This window comes from Pseudomonas sp. MAG733B (assembly GCF_036884845.1).
Classification (GTDB): Bacteria; Pseudomonadota; Gammaproteobacteria; order Pseudomonadales; family Pseudomonadaceae; genus Aquipseudomonas.
Genome location: NZ_CP145732.1, coordinates 4547249 through 4565208 on the forward strand (window position 1 = coordinate 4547249; position 17960 = coordinate 4565208).

Sequence of the window (17960 nt, forward strand, 5' to 3'; positions counted from 1 at the left end):
CCCCATGTCCACCCTACCCTTCATCTATAACGGTCAGCCGTCGCGCGTCATTTTCGGCAAGGGCTCGCTGCAACAACTGGAAGCGGAAATCGATCGGTTGGGCGCCAAACGGGCACTGGTGCTCTGCACCCCGGAACAACGCTCCCAGGCTGAGCACATCGCGCATTTGCTGGGCAATCGCGCCGCCGATATTTTCGACAAGGCCGTCATGCATGTGCCCATCGAAACCGCCCGGCAAGCCCGTGAAGTGGCGAACAAACTGGGCGCCGATTGTGCCATCGCCATCGGCGGTGGTTCGACCACTGGCCTGGGCAAGGCGATTGCCATGGACTCGGGCCTGCCGATCCTGGCAATTCCCACCACCTACGCTGGTTCCGAAATGACACCTGTTTACGGTCTGACCGAAAACGGTCTCAAACGCACCGGCAAGGACCCGCGCGTCCTGCCAAAAACCGTGATCTACGACCCTGAGCTCAGCGTCAGCCTGCCCCTGGACATGTCCATCACCAGCGGCATGAACGCCATCGCTCACGCGGCCGAAGGCCTGTATGCCCAGGATGGCAACCCGGTGATGTCGCTGATGGCCGAAGAAGGGATTCGCGCTCTGGCCGAAGGCATGAAAAAGATCAGCCAAAACCCGGCTGATCTCGACGCGCGTGGTGATTGCCTCTACGGCGCCTGGCTATGTGGCACGGTATTGGGCAACGTCGGTATGGCACTGCATCACAAGCTATGCCACACCCTGGGCGGCAGCTTCAATCTGCCCCATGCACAAACCCACACCATCGTGCTGCCCCACGCCATTGCGTACAACCAGCCTGCCGCGCCTGCATTGTCACGCATCAATCGAGCACTGGGCGTCGACGATTGCAGCCCCGCCGCCGCATTGTTCGATCTTTCCAGCTCCTTGGGCGCACCGACCCGACTCAAGGATCTTGGCCTGACCGAGGCGGATCTGGATCGCGCCACCGACATCGCTTTGTCCAACCCATACTGGAACCCGAGACCCATCGATGCGCAGGCAATCCGCCAGTTGCTTCAGGACGCCTATGACGGCGTTCGTCCACAGTAGACCGAATTAGTAAGACAAAGTCAGATCGAGTGCTTTGTGCACTCGGTTTGCACTCAAACGGACATCCCTCGATAGCTTGCCAAGGATCACCCACCAAAATGTAGCTGATGGAAAAGCGTCCTTCTGAGTCGGATCATCACAAACGACGCTCTACCGTGTCTTAAAGCGCCCACTATGAAAGGCCGCAATCGGCCAAAAGCAGACAGTCGAAAATGTCTGGGTGTCGCTTTAGCTATGCCCGCATATGAACTGCCTGGCAATACCTGGAAAGCGGTTGACATCTCAGCGGCGCTATTTGAATTGCCGCTTATACTCACCGAGCAGCCTGGGTTTGCCATCCATGTCGAATTCTCCTCGAACAGTGTCGCGTTCGGAGTGACATCTTCGGGCAAGACAAGGATTCACAGGAAGACTATGCGCGCGATGAGTCATCAGGTCGCGAACACCGCGCCCCTTCACATCGCCTAACCAGTGGTTAGTTGATCGACACACTATCCGATTCAAGGAATGGAGAAGCAGGTTTATGAAAAGCCCACTACCGAGAGCCGTTGGCTGTGCGATGTTATGGCTCGCCTCTTTTACATCCACCCTCACCCACGCAACGGACATCACTCCCGCCGAAACGAAAACCATCGCCGAGGAAGGCTACATTTACGGTCTGCCCATCGTGATGAACTACGCGATCATGTATGACTACGCGGTGGACAAGAACTCCAGCCAGTTCAAGGCGCCGTTCAACCAGATCCATAGCCTGCATCACGTCGCTACCTACCAGGACACGGCCATCATCTCGCCGAACAGCGACACTCCCTATTCCCTGATGTTCATGGACGTGCGAAGCGAGCCAGTCGTGCTCTCGGTGCCGGCGGTAGAGAAACCGCGCTACTACTCGGTGCAACTCATCGACGGCAATACTTACAACTTCGGTTACATCGGTAACCGTACCACCGGCAATGAAGCCGGCGATTACATGGTGGTCGGCCCCGAATGGAAAGGCGCGACTCCGCCGGGTATCAAGAAGGTGTTTCATTCCCGTACGCAACTGCCCTTCGCGATTTATCGAACCCAGCTGTTCAATCCAACTGATATGTCGAACGTCGAAAAGATCCAATCCGGCTACAAAGCACAACCGCTTTCCGCCTACCTCAAGCAACCCGCACCACCTGCCGCGCCGCCGATTGATTTCCCGAAGATCGACAAAGACCTGGTGAAGACTGACTTCTTCAAGTACCTGAGCTTTGCCTTGCAGTTCGATCCCGCCGCACCGAATGAAGTGGCGATCCGCGAGAGACTTGCCCGAATCGGGGTAGGGAAGGACTTTAACTTCCAGGCTCTATCGGCCGAGCAGAAGTCCGCCATCGTTCAGGGCATGCAGGCTGGGCATGCGAAGGTCGAGGATGGGATCAAGAATCTCGGCACGAAGATCAACGGCTGGAACATTGCCGGTGCCGGTGGCAACAGTGCCTTTTATAACGGTGACTGGCTGAAGCGCGCTGCCGTCGCGCAAGCGGGCATCTACGCCAACGATGCCGATGAGGCCACGTATCCAATAACCAGTACCTTACCCGATGGCGAGCGACTCGACGGCAGCAAGCACAACTACACGATCACCTTTCCTGCCGGGCAACTCCCGCCAGTCAATGCCTTCTGGTCGGTGACGATGTACGACGGCAAGTCGCAACTGTTGATCAAGAATCCGATCAATCGCTACCTCATCAACGCGCCGATGCTACCCGATATGAAGAAGAACGCCGACGGCTCGCTGACGCTGTACATCCAGAAGGATTCACCCGGCGCAGACAAGGAAAGCAACTGGCTGCCCGCACCAAATGATCTGATCTACATGGTGATGCGCCTGTATTGGCCGAAGACGGAAACACCTTCCATCCTGCCTCCTGGCAAAGGGACATGGAGTCCACCGCAGATCGTCAAAGTTACATGACGCGCTGACAACTGTATCCAGCGGACGGCCCTGGTGAGCCGCCGCTGGCCAGGGCATCAGATTTGTTACAGCCATTCAAAGACTGGCCAATAAGCGCACTGGGAGTCGGTGATAGCCAAGCTTCAAACCGCGTCGACTTCACCCCTAGGTTTCTTACGTTCGCGACCGTTTAATGGGTCGCTTTCTGCCTCTCGCGATGGCAGAAAACGGCCAGGAGCGGCAGTGAACGAATCGTTGCGAGCAGCCCATCGACTGCTCAAGGTCGCGCGCTCGCTGGCGGACCTTTAACTAGGCGACGGGATCAGCTACGAACATTTGGCCGAGGGGCTGCAATATCGGCCGACAATGCTCCAGCCGGTGTCACCCCTTGGTCAGATCAACCAGCGGCGTCTGCCGCACCTCAGTCTCCCGCCCATCCTGAATCTCGCTCACCTGCTTCAAGGCCTTATCCACCGCCGCCGTATCCGCCAACAAGCTGTAGCTGATGCGGAACTGCTTGTGTTCCTTGGGCCCAATTGTCGGTACCAGGTTCAGTGGCCGCTGATAACGGCGGTTGTAGGAAAAACTTGTCCCCGGCTCCAGCCCCGTGACATAGCCCTGGCCTTGGGTATCGGTGTTTTTCCACAGGGAAAACACGGGCAGTGTCTGGGTATTGAAGCCGACCGAAACGCCCAGGCTGCCGGCCTTGTTATGCAACACGGTCAACGTATCGCCCTTGGCATCGGCATACGGCACCACGTTGTAAACCGTTTCGTCGTAGTCCCTGGTCGGTGCGCGGTAGGTTTGCCAGTCGGGCAGATCGCCCTTGGCCTTGTCGTTGAACGGCGACACCTGTTTCACCGGCGCGGCGAAACGAGCGCCCTGCTCCAGGAACGGGGTGCTGAAGTTGCTGTGATACAGCGCCTGGTATTCCTTCGGATAGTCGCCGTTGTTGGTCAGGGTGTCGTTGAGGGCGAAGACGACGCTGCCGGGTTCGGTGACCAGTTCGGTCGCGACCGAGAAGTCAACCTTCTTGAACGCCTGCTCTTTCAGTTCGCCGCGCAGGGTGATGGCGTACGGTGGTTTTTCATCGATATGCAGGGTGACGTTGTTCGCAGGAATGTTGGCGGCCCGACCGTGCAGGGTCAGCAGTTCGCCGTTGTCGACGCCGGGGTGGCCGACCCATTCGTATCCGCAGCGGGTGACCAGCTCATTGAAACCTTCCAACCAGCCCAGACCACCGCGGCCATTGAGTTCGATGAAGGACGGATTGACCACTTCCTTGACCGGCGAATCCCAGCCCATGCGCACATTGCCGACCGAGGCCTGCAAGACGTTCATTCCGCGTGTCGGCACTACCGAGAGTTTCATCGTGCCGTTATCGATGTCGACGATGCTGACGCCCTCCTGCCGACCGCCGTGCAAGGTGCGCAGGGTAACGCTGAAGGGTTTGTCGGTTTTTATTCCGAGTTGCTGGCTGGTGATCTGCCAGTTCTGGGCGGCCTTGTCGGTGTCGAGCAGAACGTAATCCCAGGCCATGGCGTGGGAGGCAGCGGACAGTGCGCTGAGGGCAACAAAAAGTTTGAGCGGGGTCATGGCGGCAGCCTTTCTTGGAGTTGTGCCGTTTTTATAAACTTGATGAAACGTTTCAGCAAGCTAAAAAGCGACCCAATGCCGACGAGGTTGGCAGCGTGCAGCGAGCGCAGGGCAAACACGGTAATGTCGTTGATGGCCCAAAGCAGACCTTCGTGAATGTCCGCTTTGGGTCGGTTGCCGCCTCCCGGCGAGCGACGACTGCGTCCTCGGACGCAGCCTCGCAGGCTCGACAGCTGCTATGTGGTATGGCGAGAGTTCGGGGGCTATGGGGCGGAAAACTTCAGCACAACGCTCTGGGTATAAGTTTTGCCCGGGTCCAGTCGCGTTGAAGGGAAGTTCGGCTGATTCGGCGAATCCGGGTAATGCTGAGTCTCCAGCGTGAACGCGCCCCAATGCGGATAAATCTTGCCGGCCTTGCCCTTGACCGTGCCGTCGAGGAAGTTGCCGGTGTAGAACTGCACGCCCGGTTCGCTGGTGTAGAGCTGCAAGCGACGGCCCGATTGCGGGTCGCTGACATCAGCGGCGAGCTTGCTCACGTCGCCCTTGGCGTCCAGCACCCAGTTGAAGTCAAAACCGCCCTGTTTCGGTTCAGCGAATTTCAGCTGCGGGTGATCAGCCTTGATATTTTTGCCGATGGCGGTGGGTTGGGTGAAGTCCATCGGTGTGTTGGCGACCGGTGCCAGTTCACCGGTGGGGATCAACGTGGCATTAACCGGCGTGTACTGCGACGCGTACAGGGTGGCGACCTGTTTCAGCACATCACCATTACCGGCGCCGGCGAGGTTGAAATAGCTGTGGTTGGTCAGGTTCAGCACCGTCGGTTTATCGGTCGATGCCTTGTAGTCGATCCGCAGTTCGTTGTTCTCGGTCAGGCTGTACGTGACCTCGGTTTTCAGGTTGCCAGGAAAGCCCATTTCACCGTCAACTGACAGGTAAGTCAGGGTCACGCCGACCGAATCCTTGCTTTTGGTCGGTTGCGCTTTCCACACGTGTTTGTCGAAACCCAGCGGCCCGCCGTGCAGCGAGTTCGGGCCGTCGTTTTTCGGCACTTGATAGTGTCTTCCGTCCAGTTCGAACGTACCGTTGGCCAGGCGATTGCCGTAGCGGCCGATGGTCGCGCCAAAGTACGCGGTACCACTTTGATAACCCTGAACGTCATCGAAGCCGAGCACGATATCTTCGGACTTGCCGTCCTTTCCCGGCACCTTCAATGACTGCAGAACCCCGCCATAGGTAATGACTGTGGCTTGCAGGCCATGGCTGTTGCGCAATATGTATTGTTCGACGGGCGTGCCGTCATTGGTCTTGCCGAACGCTTTGTGTTCGGCAGACAGGCCGGCAGCCTGGGCGGAGAGAGTGGCGATCATCAGGGACAGTCCGAGGCCGGATAGCAAGTGTCGGGATTGAAGCATGGTTGACCTTCCTTTGTTGTTTTTAATAATTAGTCATACTAAATACTCAACAAGAGAAGATTTATAGCGGCTTGCTGGAGAATATCCAACAAAAAAGCATGACTTTTTTGCCTCGCCTGTAGCGCTGCCTTGCCTCGCCGGGTCGGAAAAAACCTCGCTGCGTAGGTGGGCCTGTCGCATCCAAGCCTCCAGAACCGTTCGGGTTTGTTCAGTGATTTCAAATTGCACTGGGTGCTGGGTTTTCTGCTGCTGCGAATCCCCGTTTGAGCTGTTGTTGTGGCCTGCCATTTAATGAGGGCGTGCAGAAGCGTGCCCGTTGCTCCGTTCCTTCGGGGGTCGACACATGTACGTGGGTTTCGTGCGCATGACCGGACTGTGGTCTGGCACGGTCGGCAGTCCAGGCTGAAGTGGACATGTGTTGATAGATCCATGAACACCGGGATCTTGGTGGGCGAAACATGTCGCCTTGTGCCAGGAGGGGCCAATCCAGCTTGCGCTACTGCTGCCACTGATAATCGCGCCTAAATTTGCCAAAGAGCTGCTGCTGACCATACCGCTAAGTCGAGCATCAACAGGTGCTTGTGATCCTGAAGGGTGTTCAGGTCAATTCATCGCTGTTCATTCCATTAAGTTGGAGTTCACCGTTATGAAACTAGCCCGTATCGTAAGCGCCACTCTCGCCTTTAGCATGCTGCTGGGCGGCACCACTATGGCTGGTCAAGCTCTGGCTGCCGACACTGCCAGCCCCCCCAAATCTGCCAGCTCCTCCCCCAACCAGTTTCTCATTGAAAAGATCAGCCCCGAATACTGGCGAGTGCAGATCAACAACCCGCCTTTCAACATATATGGCCCGGATTCTACCTTCCAGTTCGAGAAGGTGATTAGCGCGATCGAAAGCGACAGCAAACTCAAGGTGGTGGTCTTTGAAAGCAAGCTGCCTGGTTTTTTCCTAACCCACTACGACTTTGCGGAGCCTCTGCAGCGGACCCTGGAAATGCCCAACGGGAAGACCGGCCTGCCGCCCCTTCCGGACATGTTGGTACGCCTGAGCAAGTCCCCAGTGGTTTCCATCGCGATGATCAACGGCCGCGCCTCCGGCGTGGGCAGCGAACTGGCGCTGGCCAGCGATATGCGTTTTGCCAGCGACAAGGCAGTGCTTTCCCAATTTGAAATTGGCGCCGGCTTTGTCCCAGGCGGAGGCCCGATGGCGCGCCTGCCACGCCTTATCGGCCGCGGCCGTGCATTAGAGGTCTTGCTGAGCGGTAACGATATCGACGGCAAGCTGGCCGAGCGTTATGGTTACGTTAACCGCAGCTTCCCCGAAGGCGAACTGAACAGCTTCGTCGATGCTCTGGCCCGCCGCATCGCCACCTTCGACAAGCAGTCTCTGGGCGAGATCAAGGAGCTGGTGAATGTAGCTTCCCTCCCTTCAAACGAAGACATCGGCAAGGAATGGCCCGCTTTTCTCAACTCTGTTCGACGCCCTGCCGCCCAACACCATATCGGCCGCCTTATGGAACTAGGCCTGCAACAAAAAGCTGATGTGGAAATTAACCTGCCCAAGTATACCGGCCAGGTCAGTGCCGAGAAAAACTGAGGCGCGGATAACAGCAACAGTGCTGATTTTACCGGGGCTGGGCCAGGCTTAGCCCTTTACTCAAGTTGCCGATTTCAGTTTTGGAAGCCAGCCGGCGCATTGCTCCTGCTTAAAAGGCGTGGGCTTTGAGGCTTGCCTCTGGGCATTCCCTCAGGCCCCTCTGGAGAAGCCATCTCGCTACCCAAGTTCCTTTGAACCGCATCAAGTCGACAAGGCAACCCGTCCTATCCCGGCAAACTCAACTTCCACTTGCACCCCGGCCGACACCCAGTAGATACCGGTCCAGCTGCCACTAGCCACCAGGTCACCGGCTCGCAAGGGCCTGCCCAGTGCCGCAGCGTGACGCGCCAGCCACGGCAGCGAACTCAGCGGCTCACCGAATGGATGGCTGCCAACGCCAACGAACTCAGGTTCTCCGGCCACCCGCAACGCCACCTGCTGTCTTGACCAATCCGGCATTTCCGCCAGCGTTTGCGGTGTACCCAGTATTAGCGCGCGGTTGAGTTGCTGGTCGGCCAGCCGAAGCAGTGGCGCGGCCTGATCGCCCTGAAGCCAACGCGTGCCACACAGTTCGATGCCCGGCATCCACACATCGACCGCCGCACAGGCCATGGCCAGATCGGTGTGCTGGTCGAGGTCGCGCGACAGGCGCACGATCAGTTCTCCCTCGATCCCGAAACCGAAGGCATCGCCCGGCGGAACCTGCCATCCCGACGGGTGCACTGCAATTGCCGGCACCCCGGCGGCGCTGATCAGTCCTCCCGGAGCACCGCCCAGTTTCCAGGCCGATGGCGGCCCGGAGGCGAACCAGCCGAGGGCATCCGCTACCTGGTGCTGGACGGCATAGGCTTCGGCTTCGCTAGCCAGTTCCAAAGTTGGCAACGGTTGTTGGCGCCCCTCACGCCAACCACGAATCAGGCTGGCGGCCACCTGCGTGATCGCACTCACAAATCCAACTCGGTCTTACGTCGGCGCAGTTGTGCGGGCGCCGGGCGTTCGCACGGCAGAAAGCGGCCGCGACCAGCCTCACCGCGCGGCTCGCCGTCCCAGACCACCTCACCGCGAGACAAGGTCATGGCCGGCCAGGCGCTCAGGGTCATGCCGGCGTAAGGTGTGTAATCGACGTTGTGGTGCAGCATTTCGTTGTTCAGGTGAACCGGCTCACCTTCGTTCCAGATCACCAGGTCGGCATCAGCACCAATAGCGATGCTGCCCTTGCGCGGATACAACCCATACATCTTGGCGGCATTAGTGGAGGTCAGCGCAACAAAGCTCTGCGGGGTGATGCGCCCACTGCGCACGCCTTCGGACCAGAGCAGTGCCATGCGGGTTTCCCAACCACTAGAAATGGGGGGTGTAGGTCGGCCAGCGGTTTTGCCAACGTCCACCCTCCCCGGTGACCCTTTTCTGAGCGCACATACCCCTTGTCCCTGAACAGTGCCATGGTCCGCCGGACCACCACCGGATTGGATGACTGCCAGAAGGTTTGAAAGTCCGCCGCGCTCTGCAAAAGGTAATCCCAATACCGACTGGAATGAGCATGCAATACGCTGCGGTGTGGTGCTGCTGGTATTCCATCACTATGACGATCAGGCGGGCGGGTATTCGGTCAATCGTGCGCTCAAGGATAGCAAGGGAATGCTCCAGGCCTTTGAGCGCGCACTGGCAGATCACAACGCCTTGTATGGAGATGCGCCAAAACTGGAACTGGCCTTCGGAAAAACTGAAGTAAGCCTGCCTGCCAAATGCCACACAGGAACTGCAGAGCGTCTTCACGTTCGCAACTTGTAGCGACTGGCGCAGCCGGACGCAGGCAGCGCCAGATGCTACACGTTGCGTGTCCGGCCTGCTGATCGCCACTACATGAAGCTGTAGGTGTAATTGAAGATCAACCGAGTCTGGTCCTGATCGGCAATACCCGTGTCGCTGCCCCGATAAACACCGTGACGCAACGTCGCACCAAAGCCCTTCAACGCACCTGACTGGATGACATAGTCAATGCGCATGTCGCGCTCCCATTCGGATTGATCGGCGGCACCTGTCAGGCTCTTGATATCCCGACCTTGAAGATAGGCAATCGACGTCTTCAGGCCAGGCACGCCCAGCCCCGCGAAGTCATAGCTGTACTGGCCGAATGTAGTGTTTTCGCCCGCGCGGGCGAATTGGTTGATCATGCTGTCAGTGAACAGGTAGAAGGCTGCACCGGCCGCGCCTTCGTTGGGCAGGCTGCCCTGATTGGCCCAGACGAAACCGCCGTCGTCGCTGACCCGTTGGTGTCCGAGCATCAGCGAGTTGCCACCCAGGGTGTAGGTGAACATGGCGCTCCAGGTGGTGTTGTCGATTTCACCTGGATGCTTTGCATAGCCGCCGTTGTTATTGAATCGGTAACCGGGATCACCATTGGCGCCGTCGCTGCTGCTTTTGAAGTAGCGCAGATCGGTCTTGAATGACTGTCCCGCGCCCAGCGGCAGCACATGGATCAGGCCACCGAAATGCTGCTGGTAGTAGTCCTCGAGGTTGGCGTAGTAGTACTGCAACATCAGGTTCGGGGTGACCTTCCAGTCGCCGCCGGCAAAGCGGAACTGGTTGCTTTCTTCGGTTGCCCCGGCCACCGCCAGGCCTGTGTGGTTGCTCGAAGCCCGGCCCGTGACGTGTTCGATCTGCCCCGCCACCACCGTGAGGTTGTTGATTTCCTTTGAGGTCAGGATGCCGCCCTCGAAGGTTTGCGGCAGCAAGCGGCTGTCGGTCGGCACCAGAATCGGCAGGTTCGGGCTCAGCCCGCCGCCATAATGAAATTCTGTCTGCGAGAAACGTACCTTCCCATTCACCGCCGCACGGCTCCACGAACTCACCGCCGAGCCATCGGTATCGCTGGGGATGAAGCTGTTGTTGTTCGGGTGGTGACCTTTGCCGCCATCCAGCGGCACACCCAACAGTGCTTGCGCATCCAGACCAAAACCGACGGTGCCGTCGGTAAACCCGGACAGGTAATCGAGGCGAAAGCCCTGGGCCGTTTCTCGTTGATCGGCGCCACCGTCGCGGTTGTCGTTGTTGTAGTAGAACGTCCGGGCGCTGATCGAGGCTTTGCTGTCCTCAAGAAAGGCCCCGTGGGCCGGTTGCCACAGCGCCACGCTGATGGCGACGCTAGCCCATTTCAGGCTTGTGGATCGAGTGACTCTGGTCATGTGTACCTCTATTATTTTTATGGGTGTTCCGGGTGTACGGCTCAAATTGCAGGCGCGACGATGCCTTCTTCGTGCTCGGCCACGCAGGCGCAAAGAATGAAAACGTGTTGTTATGTTTGCTTTCGGGGTGATCAGTCGATCAGCGGATTAAGCCCACTGCGTGCCACCCGACTGTGCAGTTCACGCCCCAGTGCGGCTTCGCACTGCGCGGAAATGGTCAGCATCCGTTGCAGGTCGATACCCGTGTTCACGCCCATCGATTCCAGCAGGTTGACCCAGTCTTCAGTACTCACATTGCCGGTGAACCCGGAGCCGTATTTGACCTTCGCCGGATGGCCACCGACCCCGCCGAACGCGCAGTCGAAATAGCGGGTGCCCGCTTCCAGGGCGGCCAGGTAATTGACCAGCCCGGTGGCGCGGGTGTCGTGGAAATGCGCGATCGGGGTGACTTCAGGCATGGTGCTCAACACACTGCCAAACAACCGCCGTACGCTGTGTGGCGTGGCGACGCCCGTGGTGTCGCCGAGGGTGACGTGGGTCACGCCGAGCCGGGCGAACGCTTCGACATCCGCCAGCACCTGACTCTCGTCGACATGACCTTCAAACGGGCAACCGAATGCCACGGACACGGTGCCGATCAATCTGAATCGACCTTTCGCCGCGTCGACCATCGCCGCGATGTTGGCCCATTGCTCGGCGCGACTGCGCTTGAGGTTGGTCTGCGAATGAGATTCGGAGGCCGATACCAACAGGCTGATTTCGTTGGCGCCGAAGCCCGCATCCAGATCGGTGATGGCCCGTTCCACTGCCCGCACGTTGGCGCAGGTCGCCTTGTAGAAAACGCCCTCAAGCCGTGGCAGGTCCGCCAGAAGCTCACTGGCATCGGCGAATTGCGGGATGACCGCCGGGTTGGAATACGAGGTCGCCTCCACGCGGGTAAAACCGGCATGGGCGAATTGCTCGATCAGCTCGCGCTTGCGCGGCATCGGGATGATCGCACTTTCGTGCTGCAAACCGTCGCGCGCGAAACACTCGCAAAGTACGACATCAGTCATGGCGTCTCCAGGTTGTAGATGATTGGCATCGTCAATTATGTTGCTTACCGCTAACATGCTGCTTTTGCTATGGCAGATACCGTCTTTCAAGTTTTATTGCCTGTTAATGAAGGCTGAGTCTCTGCCAACTTAGTTGACAATGTCAATTTATTTAACTGAGGAAAGGTGCATGCCGAAAACCACCAATACAAGCAATGGCGATCCCTCCCGAAAGCTGGGTGAGCCTCAGGATTTGCGCGACTTGATGTCGTTCCAGTTGCGTCAGTTGAGCAACCTCTACACCAAGAACACCGCCAGCGTTTACCTGCGAAAATTCTCGCTGACCATGAACGAGTGGCGGGTCATTGCGCTGATCAACACCGCCGGCGAGTTGTCCCTCAACCGGTTGGCAGCCCAGGCGCAATTCGACAAGGGCCTCACCAGCCGTATCGTGGTCAAACTCAATGAGCGGGGCTTCGTCGAGCGCCAACCGGACCCCAGCGATGCACGGGGCATCGCACTGTCGCTGACCGACCAGGGCAAGGCACTGGTCGATCAGGTGTTCCCGGAAGCCGTGCAGCTCAACAAACAACTGCAATCGTGCCTGACCAAAAGCGAGCGAGAGCTGTTGGCCGTGGCACTGCAAAAGCTGACCCATCAGGCCCGCGCGATGCTCGACCAGGAGCGGGAAAACGACTGGAGCGAATGACGCGCCGTCAGCCCAATCCGAACTCCTTGATGGCGTGCTCGCGCAAGCGGTTCTTCTGGACCTTGCTCGAGCCGGTCATGCCGATGCTTTCAAAGCCCTCGACCACGCTGAGGTAGCGCGGCACCTTGAAGTTGGCGCAGCACTGTTTGCAGAACGCGATCAACTCGGCGGTTTCGGCGTGCTGGCCACTGCGCAGGGTCACGTAGGCGGCCGGCACTTCGCCCAGTCGCGGGTCGGGCACGCCGACCACCTGGGCCAGTTCCACGCTTGGGTGTTTGAGCAGCACCTGCTCGACTTCCAGCGGCGAAACGTTCTCCCCGCCCACCCGGAACATGTCCTTGAGCCGGCCAATGAAACGCAAGCGGCCATCGACGCCCATCTCCCCCAGATCACCGGTATGCAGCCAGCCTGAGCGCAGGGTCTGGGCGGTTTGTTCTGGCAGTTTGTAGTAGCCCTTCATCAGGCTCCAGCCTTTGGCGCAGATCTCGCCGACTTCACCGGGCGGCAAGGTTGCGCCGGTGTGCGGATCGCGGATTTCGATGCTGATTCCTGCGTGGGGTAGCATGTAGCCGTCGATGCGCTGCGCCAACGGCTCGCTGGTGGCCGACACCACGAGGTTGGGCGCCGCTTCGGACAAACCGTAGGCGTTGCAGATTTCCGTGGCGCCCATCAACTCGACCACGTCGCGCAGGATGTGCGGACTGGCGGCAGCCCATCCCCCTCGCAAATGAAGCTTTGAAGCATCAAAGCCTGGGTCGGCGAGCATCATCAAAAACATTGTGTCGTTGCCCGAGGTCAGTGTGCAGCGCTCCTCGGCCATGATCGACAGCGCCTGACCCGGATCGAAAGTCTGGGCGGTCACCAGGCAGGCGCCTTCGACCAGCGCGACCAGCAACGACATGGTGCTGCCGGACACGTGGTAGAACGGTCGCGGGCTGAAATAGCGATCATCGGCACGCACGCCGATGCGCCCCGCCACCGACTTGGCGACTCCCAGCATCGCCGCGTGACTGAGCATGACGCCCTTGGGGTAACTGGTGGTGCCGGACGTCAGTTGAATCAGCAGCGTGTCGTCGGCCTGCACCCGATTTCGTGCCGCCTCGAGCTCGGCATCATCGATGGCCACGCCGGCACCGAGGAAATCGCCCTGGCTGCGGGCTCCGGCCGGGACCTGCTCGCCATCGACGATCAGGTTGTGCAGCAGCGGCAATACATTGCCCGGCAGAACGCTGTCGATGGCCGGCTCGATCTCCCGGAGCATGCCGACGAAGTCGATCTTGCCGAGGAACCGATCGACGCAAAACAGCGCACGAATATCTTCGTGACCCAGGCCATAGCTGAGTTCTTCGGTGCGAAACCGGGTGTTGAGCGGCACTGTCACCAGGCCCAGGGATGCCGCTGCATACCAGTGCACCGCCCAACTGACCGAGTTGGCCCGCAGCAGGCCTATGTGGTCACCGTGCTTCAAGCCCAACGCCAGCATGGCCCGAGCGACATTGTCCGCACTCTCGACCAGTTGTCTGTAGGTCAGACGGCCGTCTTCCGCCGCCAGGGCTTCGGCATGGGGACGTTGTTGGGCAACACCACACAGCACCGCCCACAGCGGAATACGAACGGGGGATTGGACGTCACTCACTGGCGGTATCCTTTTTGAAGGTGGTCATGGCGGCTTTCCAGACGCCGGCATTGAGATTTTCTTCGATCGCCAGAATTTCCCGGGCCAAGGCGCCGTGACGGCTATCGTCCAAGCCATGGTCCAGGGTGTGTTTGGCGCTGCGCATAGCGTGGGGCGGCCCGGCGGCAATCTCTTGCGCCAGCCGGTCGCTGAATTCACGCAACTCACCGGAGGCCACGACGCGATTGAGCAGGCCGATGCGCTGCGCCTCGTGCGCATCAACGACGCGCCCGGTGAACATCAGTTCCTTGGCCAGGCGCCGACCGACGATGCGCGGCAGACGTTGAGTGGCGCCCACGGTGCCCCAGCGCGCTTCGGGGTAGCGAAAACTGGCGCGATCACTGGCGATAGCGAAGTCGCAGGCACTGGCGATTTCGCAACCGGAGCCGATGGCGGCGCCATCGAGCACCGCGAAGATCGGAATCGGCAGATCCTCGATGGCCGCATACAGGGCGAATGCGCGCAGACGCCGGGCGCGGATCTGGTCATCGTCCATGCCCTCGCGTTCTTTCAAATCGGCGCCGGCACAGAACACCGGACCTTCTGCGCGAATCACCGCAACGTGCACAGCCGGGTTGTCGCGGATAGTCAACAAGGCGCGATGAAGATCGCGGCACAAGGCGCTGTTCAAGGCGTTGCGGGCTTCGGGTCGATCAAGCACCAGCTCGGCAATGTGCTGCTCTCTATCGATGTTCAGACGTACAGTGGAATAGGTGTTCATACTCAAATCGCCCCCCCGGCCCGCAAGCCATCGATCTGTTGTGCGGAGTAACCCAGTTCGGTCAGCACCGTATCGTTGTGCTCACCCAGCAATGGCGGGCGGCTGAGTGTCGGGTTGTCGAAGCCGGTGAAGTGAAACGGCAAGCGAATCGCCGGGAAACTGCCGGTTTGCGGATGGTCGAAACGATCGAATACGCCCCGGGCTTGCAGGTGCGGATCGACCATCACCTCGTCCAGCGTCTTGAGCGGTCCGGCCGGTACGCCGAACGCATCACAGGCTGCACACAATTGGTCGCGGGTCAGCCCCTCGCAGGCTTGCGTCAACGCCTGCATGACTTCGTCGCGGTGCAAGACGCGACCACTGTTTTCCCGCAGCCTCGGGTCTTCGGCCAGTGCGTCCAGACCGAGCAGTTTGCACAGAGGTTTCCAATGCTGATCGGCGCCGGTGATGTGCACGAAACCGCCGTCGGCACAGCGGAAACTGGCCGAGGGCACACGGCCCGGGTGTTCGGTGCCCATGCGCGTCGGCAGCTCGGCATGGGTAAAGAAGCGCGCCGCGGCCAGTGACAGCAGCGGGATCTGGCCATCGAGCATGGAGAAGTCCAGATAGGCACCCTCCCCGCGCCCTCTGGCACCTTGCAGCATGGCCAGGGTCCCCAGGGCGATCCACAGACCCGAGGTCATGTCCGCCACCGGCACACCAGGCTTGACCGGTTCACCCTCGCGAGCACCAGTCATGCTCATCAGGCCGCTCATGGCCTGGAACACCGTGTCGTAGCCTTTGCGTTTGGCGTAGGGGCCGGTCTGGCCGAAACCGGTACAGGAGACGTACACCAGTTCGCGGTTGACCTTTTGCAGGCTCGGCCAATCCAGGCCGTAACGGGCCAGGGTGCCGGTGGGAAAATTCTCCAGCACCACATCGGCGTCGGCCACCAGCTTGCGCACGATGTCCTGGCCCTCTACCGAGCGTAGATTGACGCTGATCGATTCCTTGCTGCGATTGAAGGCGTAGTAATAGGCGCTGCGCTCCACGCTAGAATCGTCGTTTTGCGCAACGCTGTCGGCGAACGGCTCGTAACCCCGGGTTTCGTCACCCGTGTCCGGTTGCTCAACCTTGATCACCCGCGCGCCCAACTCCGCCAGGATCATCCCGGCCAGCGGACAGGCGAGTACCCGCGCCATCTCGATTACGGTAATTCCCTCAAGCGGCTTCATGCCGGCGTCTCCTGGCCTTGGCGAAAGGCACGCATCCGCGCATTGAGTGCCTTGCCGCGCTGCAATCCTTCGCTGAAGGGCAACTCGGCCACTTCATGGAAAATCCGTTTGGTGGCGCGCATCGCTTGCACCGGATAACTGGCCAGCGTCGCGGCGAGCTGGTGGGCTTCATCCAGCAACTGACCGGCAGGCACGACGCGGTTGATCAGACCGAGTGCCAACGCTTCATCGGCCGCCACGGTGCGACCGCTTGCCACCAGTTCAAAGGCAGCCTTGCGCCCTACGTGCTCGACCAGTCCGGCCATGACAATCGCGGCGACGATGCCGTGCTTGACCTCCGGGTAACCGAATCGTGCTTCCGGGGTTGCCAGCGCCAAGTCGCAGGACAGCACCAGGCCGCTGCCGCCGCCCATGGCGTAGCCGTTTACCGCGGCAATCAGCGGTTTGCTCAGGCATTTGCCCAGCCCCTGCAGTTCAGTGGTCAACGCGGCACGCTGTTCGACCAGCGCCTGGTTGTCCGGGGTGAGAATGGCGAACTCCCGGGTATCGGCCCCCGCGCAGAAGCCGCGACCGGCACCGGTCAGAATGATCGCGCGGACGGAATCATCGGCGTCGGCGGCTTTCAAGGCATCGATCAGGGCCTGGGTCAGGGCGAAGTTCAGGGCATTGAGTTTGTCGGGACGATTGAGCGTCAGCACCAGCACGCCAGCATCGAATTCGCTGAGGATCAGGGTTTCGGTTGTCATTGTTATTCTCCAATCAAGACTGCATGTCACGCAGACGTTTCAATGCCTGTTCGGTTTCTTGCACCAATTTCGCCATGATGCTGGCGGCTGGTTGTATCTCGTTGATCAACCCCGCGCATTGGCCGGCCTCGACCTTGCCGTTGGCCGTGTCGCCTTCGAGGCTGGCTTGCTTGAGGGTGGCCGAGGCCAGCAGCGCCTCATAGGATGCTGGATTGCTGATGTGCTGGCCGTCGTGTTCAGCGGCCAGTACGCGATCGGTGAAGTCGTTGCGCACGCTGCGCACCGGCAGCTTTCCGCGGCCCACCAGCAGGGTGTCGTCGATGCCGGCGGCCAGCACTTTGCGTTTGTATTCGGGATGCAGGCGCGCCTCTTCGCTGAGGATGAAGCGCGTACCCAGTTGCACCGCATCGGCGCCCAGCGCCAGTAGCGCCGCAATGCCGTAGCCGTCGGCAACACCCCCGCCGGCGACCACCGGGCAGTCCACGTGTTGCAGCACGCTCCGGACGTTGACCAGCGTGCTCACCTCATTGGCGGGTGGGTGGCCGCCGGCCTCGCAGCCGACTACCACCAGCGCATCGACGCCGGCCGCCGCGGCCTTTTGCGCATGCTCGACAAACGCCACCACGTGCATCCAGGTCGCGCCATAAGCATGAAAGCGCTGCACATGCGGCCTGGGCGAGCCCTGGCTGGCGATGATCACCGGCACTCGCTCACGTTCCAGCAGGTCGAGTATTTCGGCGGCGCCCTTGCGGTACAGCGGGATGTTGACGGCGAAGGGTTTGTCGGTGAGTGTCCGGATTTCGGCGAGGGTCTGCGCCAGGTCTTCCAGGCGCATGGGGCCAGCAGCAATCACCCCCAACCCACCTGCGTTGGAGACGGCCGCAGGCAGGGCGGCACAACTGGAGGCCCAACTCATGCCCGCTTGTATGATTGGATACTGGATCCCGAGCAGGCGGGTCAAAGGGGTCTTCAACGACATCGGTCACGCCTCGTCTTGTTTTAATTTACGTTGACAATATCAACTACATAGTTGACCTTGTCAATCATATGGCGAGCCTGCAATTGGCAGGCAAATCGT

16 protein-coding genes and 2 pseudogenes are annotated in these 17960 nt (G+C 59.9%); 5 read left to right on the forward strand and 13 right to left on the reverse strand.

What is annotated here, in order from left to right:
* The first annotated feature begins 4 nt into the window (after positions 1-4).
* Entirely contained in the window at positions 5-1072 is a 1068-nt protein-coding gene (locus V6Z53_RS20755) for a maleylacetate reductase (RefSeq protein ID WP_338581480.1), read from the forward strand.
* Positions 1073-1595: 523 nt separating this feature from the next.
* A complete protein-coding gene (locus tag V6Z53_RS20760; protein WP_338581481.1) occupies positions 1596-3014 on the forward strand; it encodes a DUF1254 domain-containing protein in 1419 nt (472 codons plus the stop codon).
* Between the two features lie 360 nt (positions 3015-3374).
* On the opposite strand, the gene V6Z53_RS20765 is transcribed toward V6Z53_RS20760, so the two are convergent.
* The 3 genes and pseudogenes from V6Z53_RS20765 to V6Z53_RS20775 form a co-directional block, all read right to left on the reverse strand.
* Positions 3375-4589 carry an aldose 1-epimerase family protein gene (locus tag V6Z53_RS20765; RefSeq protein WP_338581482.1) on the reverse strand — a complete coding sequence of 405 codons (1215 nt, stop codon included), beginning with the start codon at positions 4587-4589 and terminating at the stop codon, positions 3375-3377.
* A gap of 263 nt (positions 4590-4852) precedes the next feature.
* Positions 4853-6001, reverse strand: coding sequence for an aldose epimerase family protein (locus V6Z53_RS20770; protein ID WP_338581483.1), 1149 nt, complete (start codon positions 5999-6001; stop codon positions 4853-4855).
* Positions 6002-6148: 147 nt separating this feature from the next.
* Positions 6149-6250 (reverse strand): annotated as a pseudogene (locus V6Z53_RS20775) (integrase); the annotation flags it as partial.
* A gap of 397 nt (positions 6251-6647) precedes the next feature.
* Between V6Z53_RS20775 and V6Z53_RS20780 the strand changes: the two are divergent.
* Positions 6648-7598: an enoyl-CoA hydratase/isomerase family protein gene (locus V6Z53_RS20780; protein WP_338581484.1), complete on the forward strand. Its 951-nt coding sequence runs from the start codon at positions 6648-6650 to the stop codon at positions 7596-7598.
* Between the two features lie 201 nt (positions 7599-7799).
* Here the strand turns inward: V6Z53_RS20780 and V6Z53_RS20785 are convergent, their stop codons facing one another.
* From V6Z53_RS20785 to V6Z53_RS20795, 3 genes and pseudogenes are all read right to left on the reverse strand, one after another.
* A complete protein-coding gene (locus V6Z53_RS20785) occupies positions 7800-8546 on the reverse strand; it encodes a fumarylacetoacetate hydrolase family protein (protein WP_338581485.1) in 747 nt (248 codons plus the stop codon).
* Positions 8543-8923: an amidohydrolase family protein gene (locus V6Z53_RS20790; protein WP_338581486.1), complete on the reverse strand. Its 381-nt coding sequence runs from the start codon at positions 8921-8923 to the stop codon at positions 8543-8545. The genes V6Z53_RS20785 and V6Z53_RS20790 overlap by 4 nt, the downstream gene beginning before the upstream one ends.
* 32 nt (positions 8924-8955) lie before the next feature.
* Positions 8956-9069: pseudogene (locus V6Z53_RS20795) on the reverse strand (Rrf2 family transcriptional regulator); the annotation flags it as partial.
* Between V6Z53_RS20795 and V6Z53_RS20800 the strand changes: the two are divergent.
* Complete coding sequence (locus V6Z53_RS20800; protein ID WP_338586597.1) at positions 9069-9389, forward strand: hypothetical protein; 321 nt, start codon at positions 9069-9071, stop codon at positions 9387-9389. The pseudogene V6Z53_RS20795 and the gene V6Z53_RS20800 overlap by 1 nt on opposite strands.
* Positions 9390-9457: 68 nt before the next feature.
* Here V6Z53_RS20800 and V6Z53_RS20805 read toward each other — a convergent pair whose 3' ends face one another.
* Both V6Z53_RS20805 and V6Z53_RS20810 read right to left on the reverse strand, forming a co-directional pair.
* A complete protein-coding gene (locus V6Z53_RS20805; protein ID WP_338581488.1) occupies positions 9458-10783 on the reverse strand; it encodes an OprD family porin in 1326 nt (441 codons plus the stop codon).
* 131 nt (positions 10784-10914) lie between these two features.
* Positions 10915-11838, reverse strand: coding sequence for a hydroxymethylglutaryl-CoA lyase (locus V6Z53_RS20810; RefSeq protein WP_338581489.1), 924 nt, complete (start codon positions 11836-11838; stop codon positions 10915-10917).
* 169 nt (positions 11839-12007) lie between these two features.
* Here V6Z53_RS20810 and V6Z53_RS20815 point away from each other — a divergent pair, with 169 nt between their 5' ends.
* A complete protein-coding gene (locus tag V6Z53_RS20815; protein ID WP_338581490.1) occupies positions 12008-12526 on the forward strand; it encodes a MarR family transcriptional regulator in 519 nt (172 codons plus the stop codon).
* Between the two features lie 7 nt (positions 12527-12533).
* Here V6Z53_RS20815 and V6Z53_RS20820 read toward each other — a convergent pair whose 3' ends face one another.
* Genes V6Z53_RS20820 through V6Z53_RS20840 form a run of 5 tightly spaced genes read right to left on the reverse strand, consistent with a single transcriptional unit; the run spans position 12534 to position 17861 of the window.
* On the reverse strand, positions 12534-14162 hold the full coding sequence (locus V6Z53_RS20820; protein WP_338581491.1) for an AMP-binding protein: 1629 nt from the start codon (positions 14160-14162) through the stop codon (positions 12534-12536).
* Complete coding sequence (locus V6Z53_RS20825) at positions 14155-14922, reverse strand: enoyl-CoA hydratase/isomerase family protein (RefSeq protein ID WP_338581492.1); 768 nt, start codon at positions 14920-14922, stop codon at positions 14155-14157. Before V6Z53_RS20825 ends, V6Z53_RS20820 begins: the two co-directional genes overlap by 8 nt.
* 2 nt (positions 14923-14924) lie before the next feature.
* Positions 14925-16136, reverse strand: coding sequence for a CaiB/BaiF CoA-transferase family protein (locus V6Z53_RS20830; RefSeq protein WP_338581493.1), 1212 nt, complete (start codon positions 16134-16136; stop codon positions 14925-14927).
* Positions 16133-16882 (reverse strand): enoyl-CoA hydratase/isomerase family protein, encoded by a 750-nt coding sequence (locus V6Z53_RS20835; RefSeq protein WP_338581494.1) that lies wholly within the window; start codon positions 16880-16882, stop codon positions 16133-16135. Before V6Z53_RS20835 ends, V6Z53_RS20830 begins: the two co-directional genes overlap by 4 nt.
* Before the next feature lie 13 nt (positions 16883-16895).
* Positions 16896-17861: a nitronate monooxygenase gene (locus V6Z53_RS20840; protein WP_338581496.1), complete on the reverse strand. Its 966-nt coding sequence runs from the start codon at positions 17859-17861 to the stop codon at positions 16896-16898.
* Positions 17862-17960 lie beyond the last annotated feature (99 nt).

What these genes read in the sequence shown, in the direction of transcription:
- V6Z53_RS20755 (WP_338581480.1), top strand. Translation starts at nt 5, where the DNA reads ATGTCCACCCTACCCTTCATCTATAACGGTCAGCCGTCGCGCGTCATT.
- V6Z53_RS20760 (WP_338581481.1), top strand. Translation starts at nt 1,596, where the DNA reads ATGAAAAGCCCACTACCGAGAGCCGTTGGCTGTGCGATGTTATGGCTC.
- V6Z53_RS20765 (WP_338581482.1), bottom strand. Translation starts at nt 4,589, where the DNA reads ATGACCCCGCTCAAACTTTTTGTTGCCCTCAGCGCACTGTCCGCTGCC.
- V6Z53_RS20770 (WP_338581483.1), bottom strand. Translation starts at nt 6,001, where the DNA reads ATGCTTCAATCCCGACACTTGCTATCCGGCCTCGGACTGTCCCTGATG.
- V6Z53_RS20780 (WP_338581484.1), top strand. Translation starts at nt 6,648, where the DNA reads ATGAAACTAGCCCGTATCGTAAGCGCCACTCTCGCCTTTAGCATGCTG.
- V6Z53_RS20790 (WP_338581486.1), bottom strand. Translation starts at nt 8,923, where the DNA reads ATGGCACTGCTCTGGTCCGAAGGCGTGCGCAGTGGGCGCATCACCCCG.
- V6Z53_RS20800 (WP_338586597.1), top strand. Translation starts at nt 9,069, where the DNA reads ATGACTGCCAGAAGGTTTGAAAGTCCGCCGCGCTCTGCAAAAGGTAAT.
- V6Z53_RS20805 (WP_338581488.1), bottom strand. Translation starts at nt 10,783, where the DNA reads ATGACCAGAGTCACTCGATCCACAAGCCTGAAATGGGCTAGCGTCGCC.
- V6Z53_RS20810 (WP_338581489.1), bottom strand. Translation starts at nt 11,838, where the DNA reads ATGACTGATGTCGTACTTTGCGAGTGTTTCGCGCGCGACGGTTTGCAG.
- V6Z53_RS20815 (WP_338581490.1), top strand. Translation starts at nt 12,008, where the DNA reads ATGCCGAAAACCACCAATACAAGCAATGGCGATCCCTCCCGAAAGCTG.
- V6Z53_RS20825 (WP_338581492.1), bottom strand. Translation starts at nt 14,922, where the DNA reads ATGAACACCTATTCCACTGTACGTCTGAACATCGATAGAGAGCAGCAC.
- V6Z53_RS20830 (WP_338581493.1), bottom strand. Translation starts at nt 16,136, where the DNA reads ATGAAGCCGCTTGAGGGAATTACCGTAATCGAGATGGCGCGGGTACTC.
- V6Z53_RS20835 (WP_338581494.1), bottom strand. Translation starts at nt 16,882, where the DNA reads ATGACAACCGAAACCCTGATCCTCAGCGAATTCGATGCTGGCGTGCTG.
- V6Z53_RS20840 (WP_338581496.1), bottom strand. Translation starts at nt 17,861, where the DNA reads ATGTCGTTGAAGACCCCTTTGACCCGCCTGCTCGGGATCCAGTATCCA.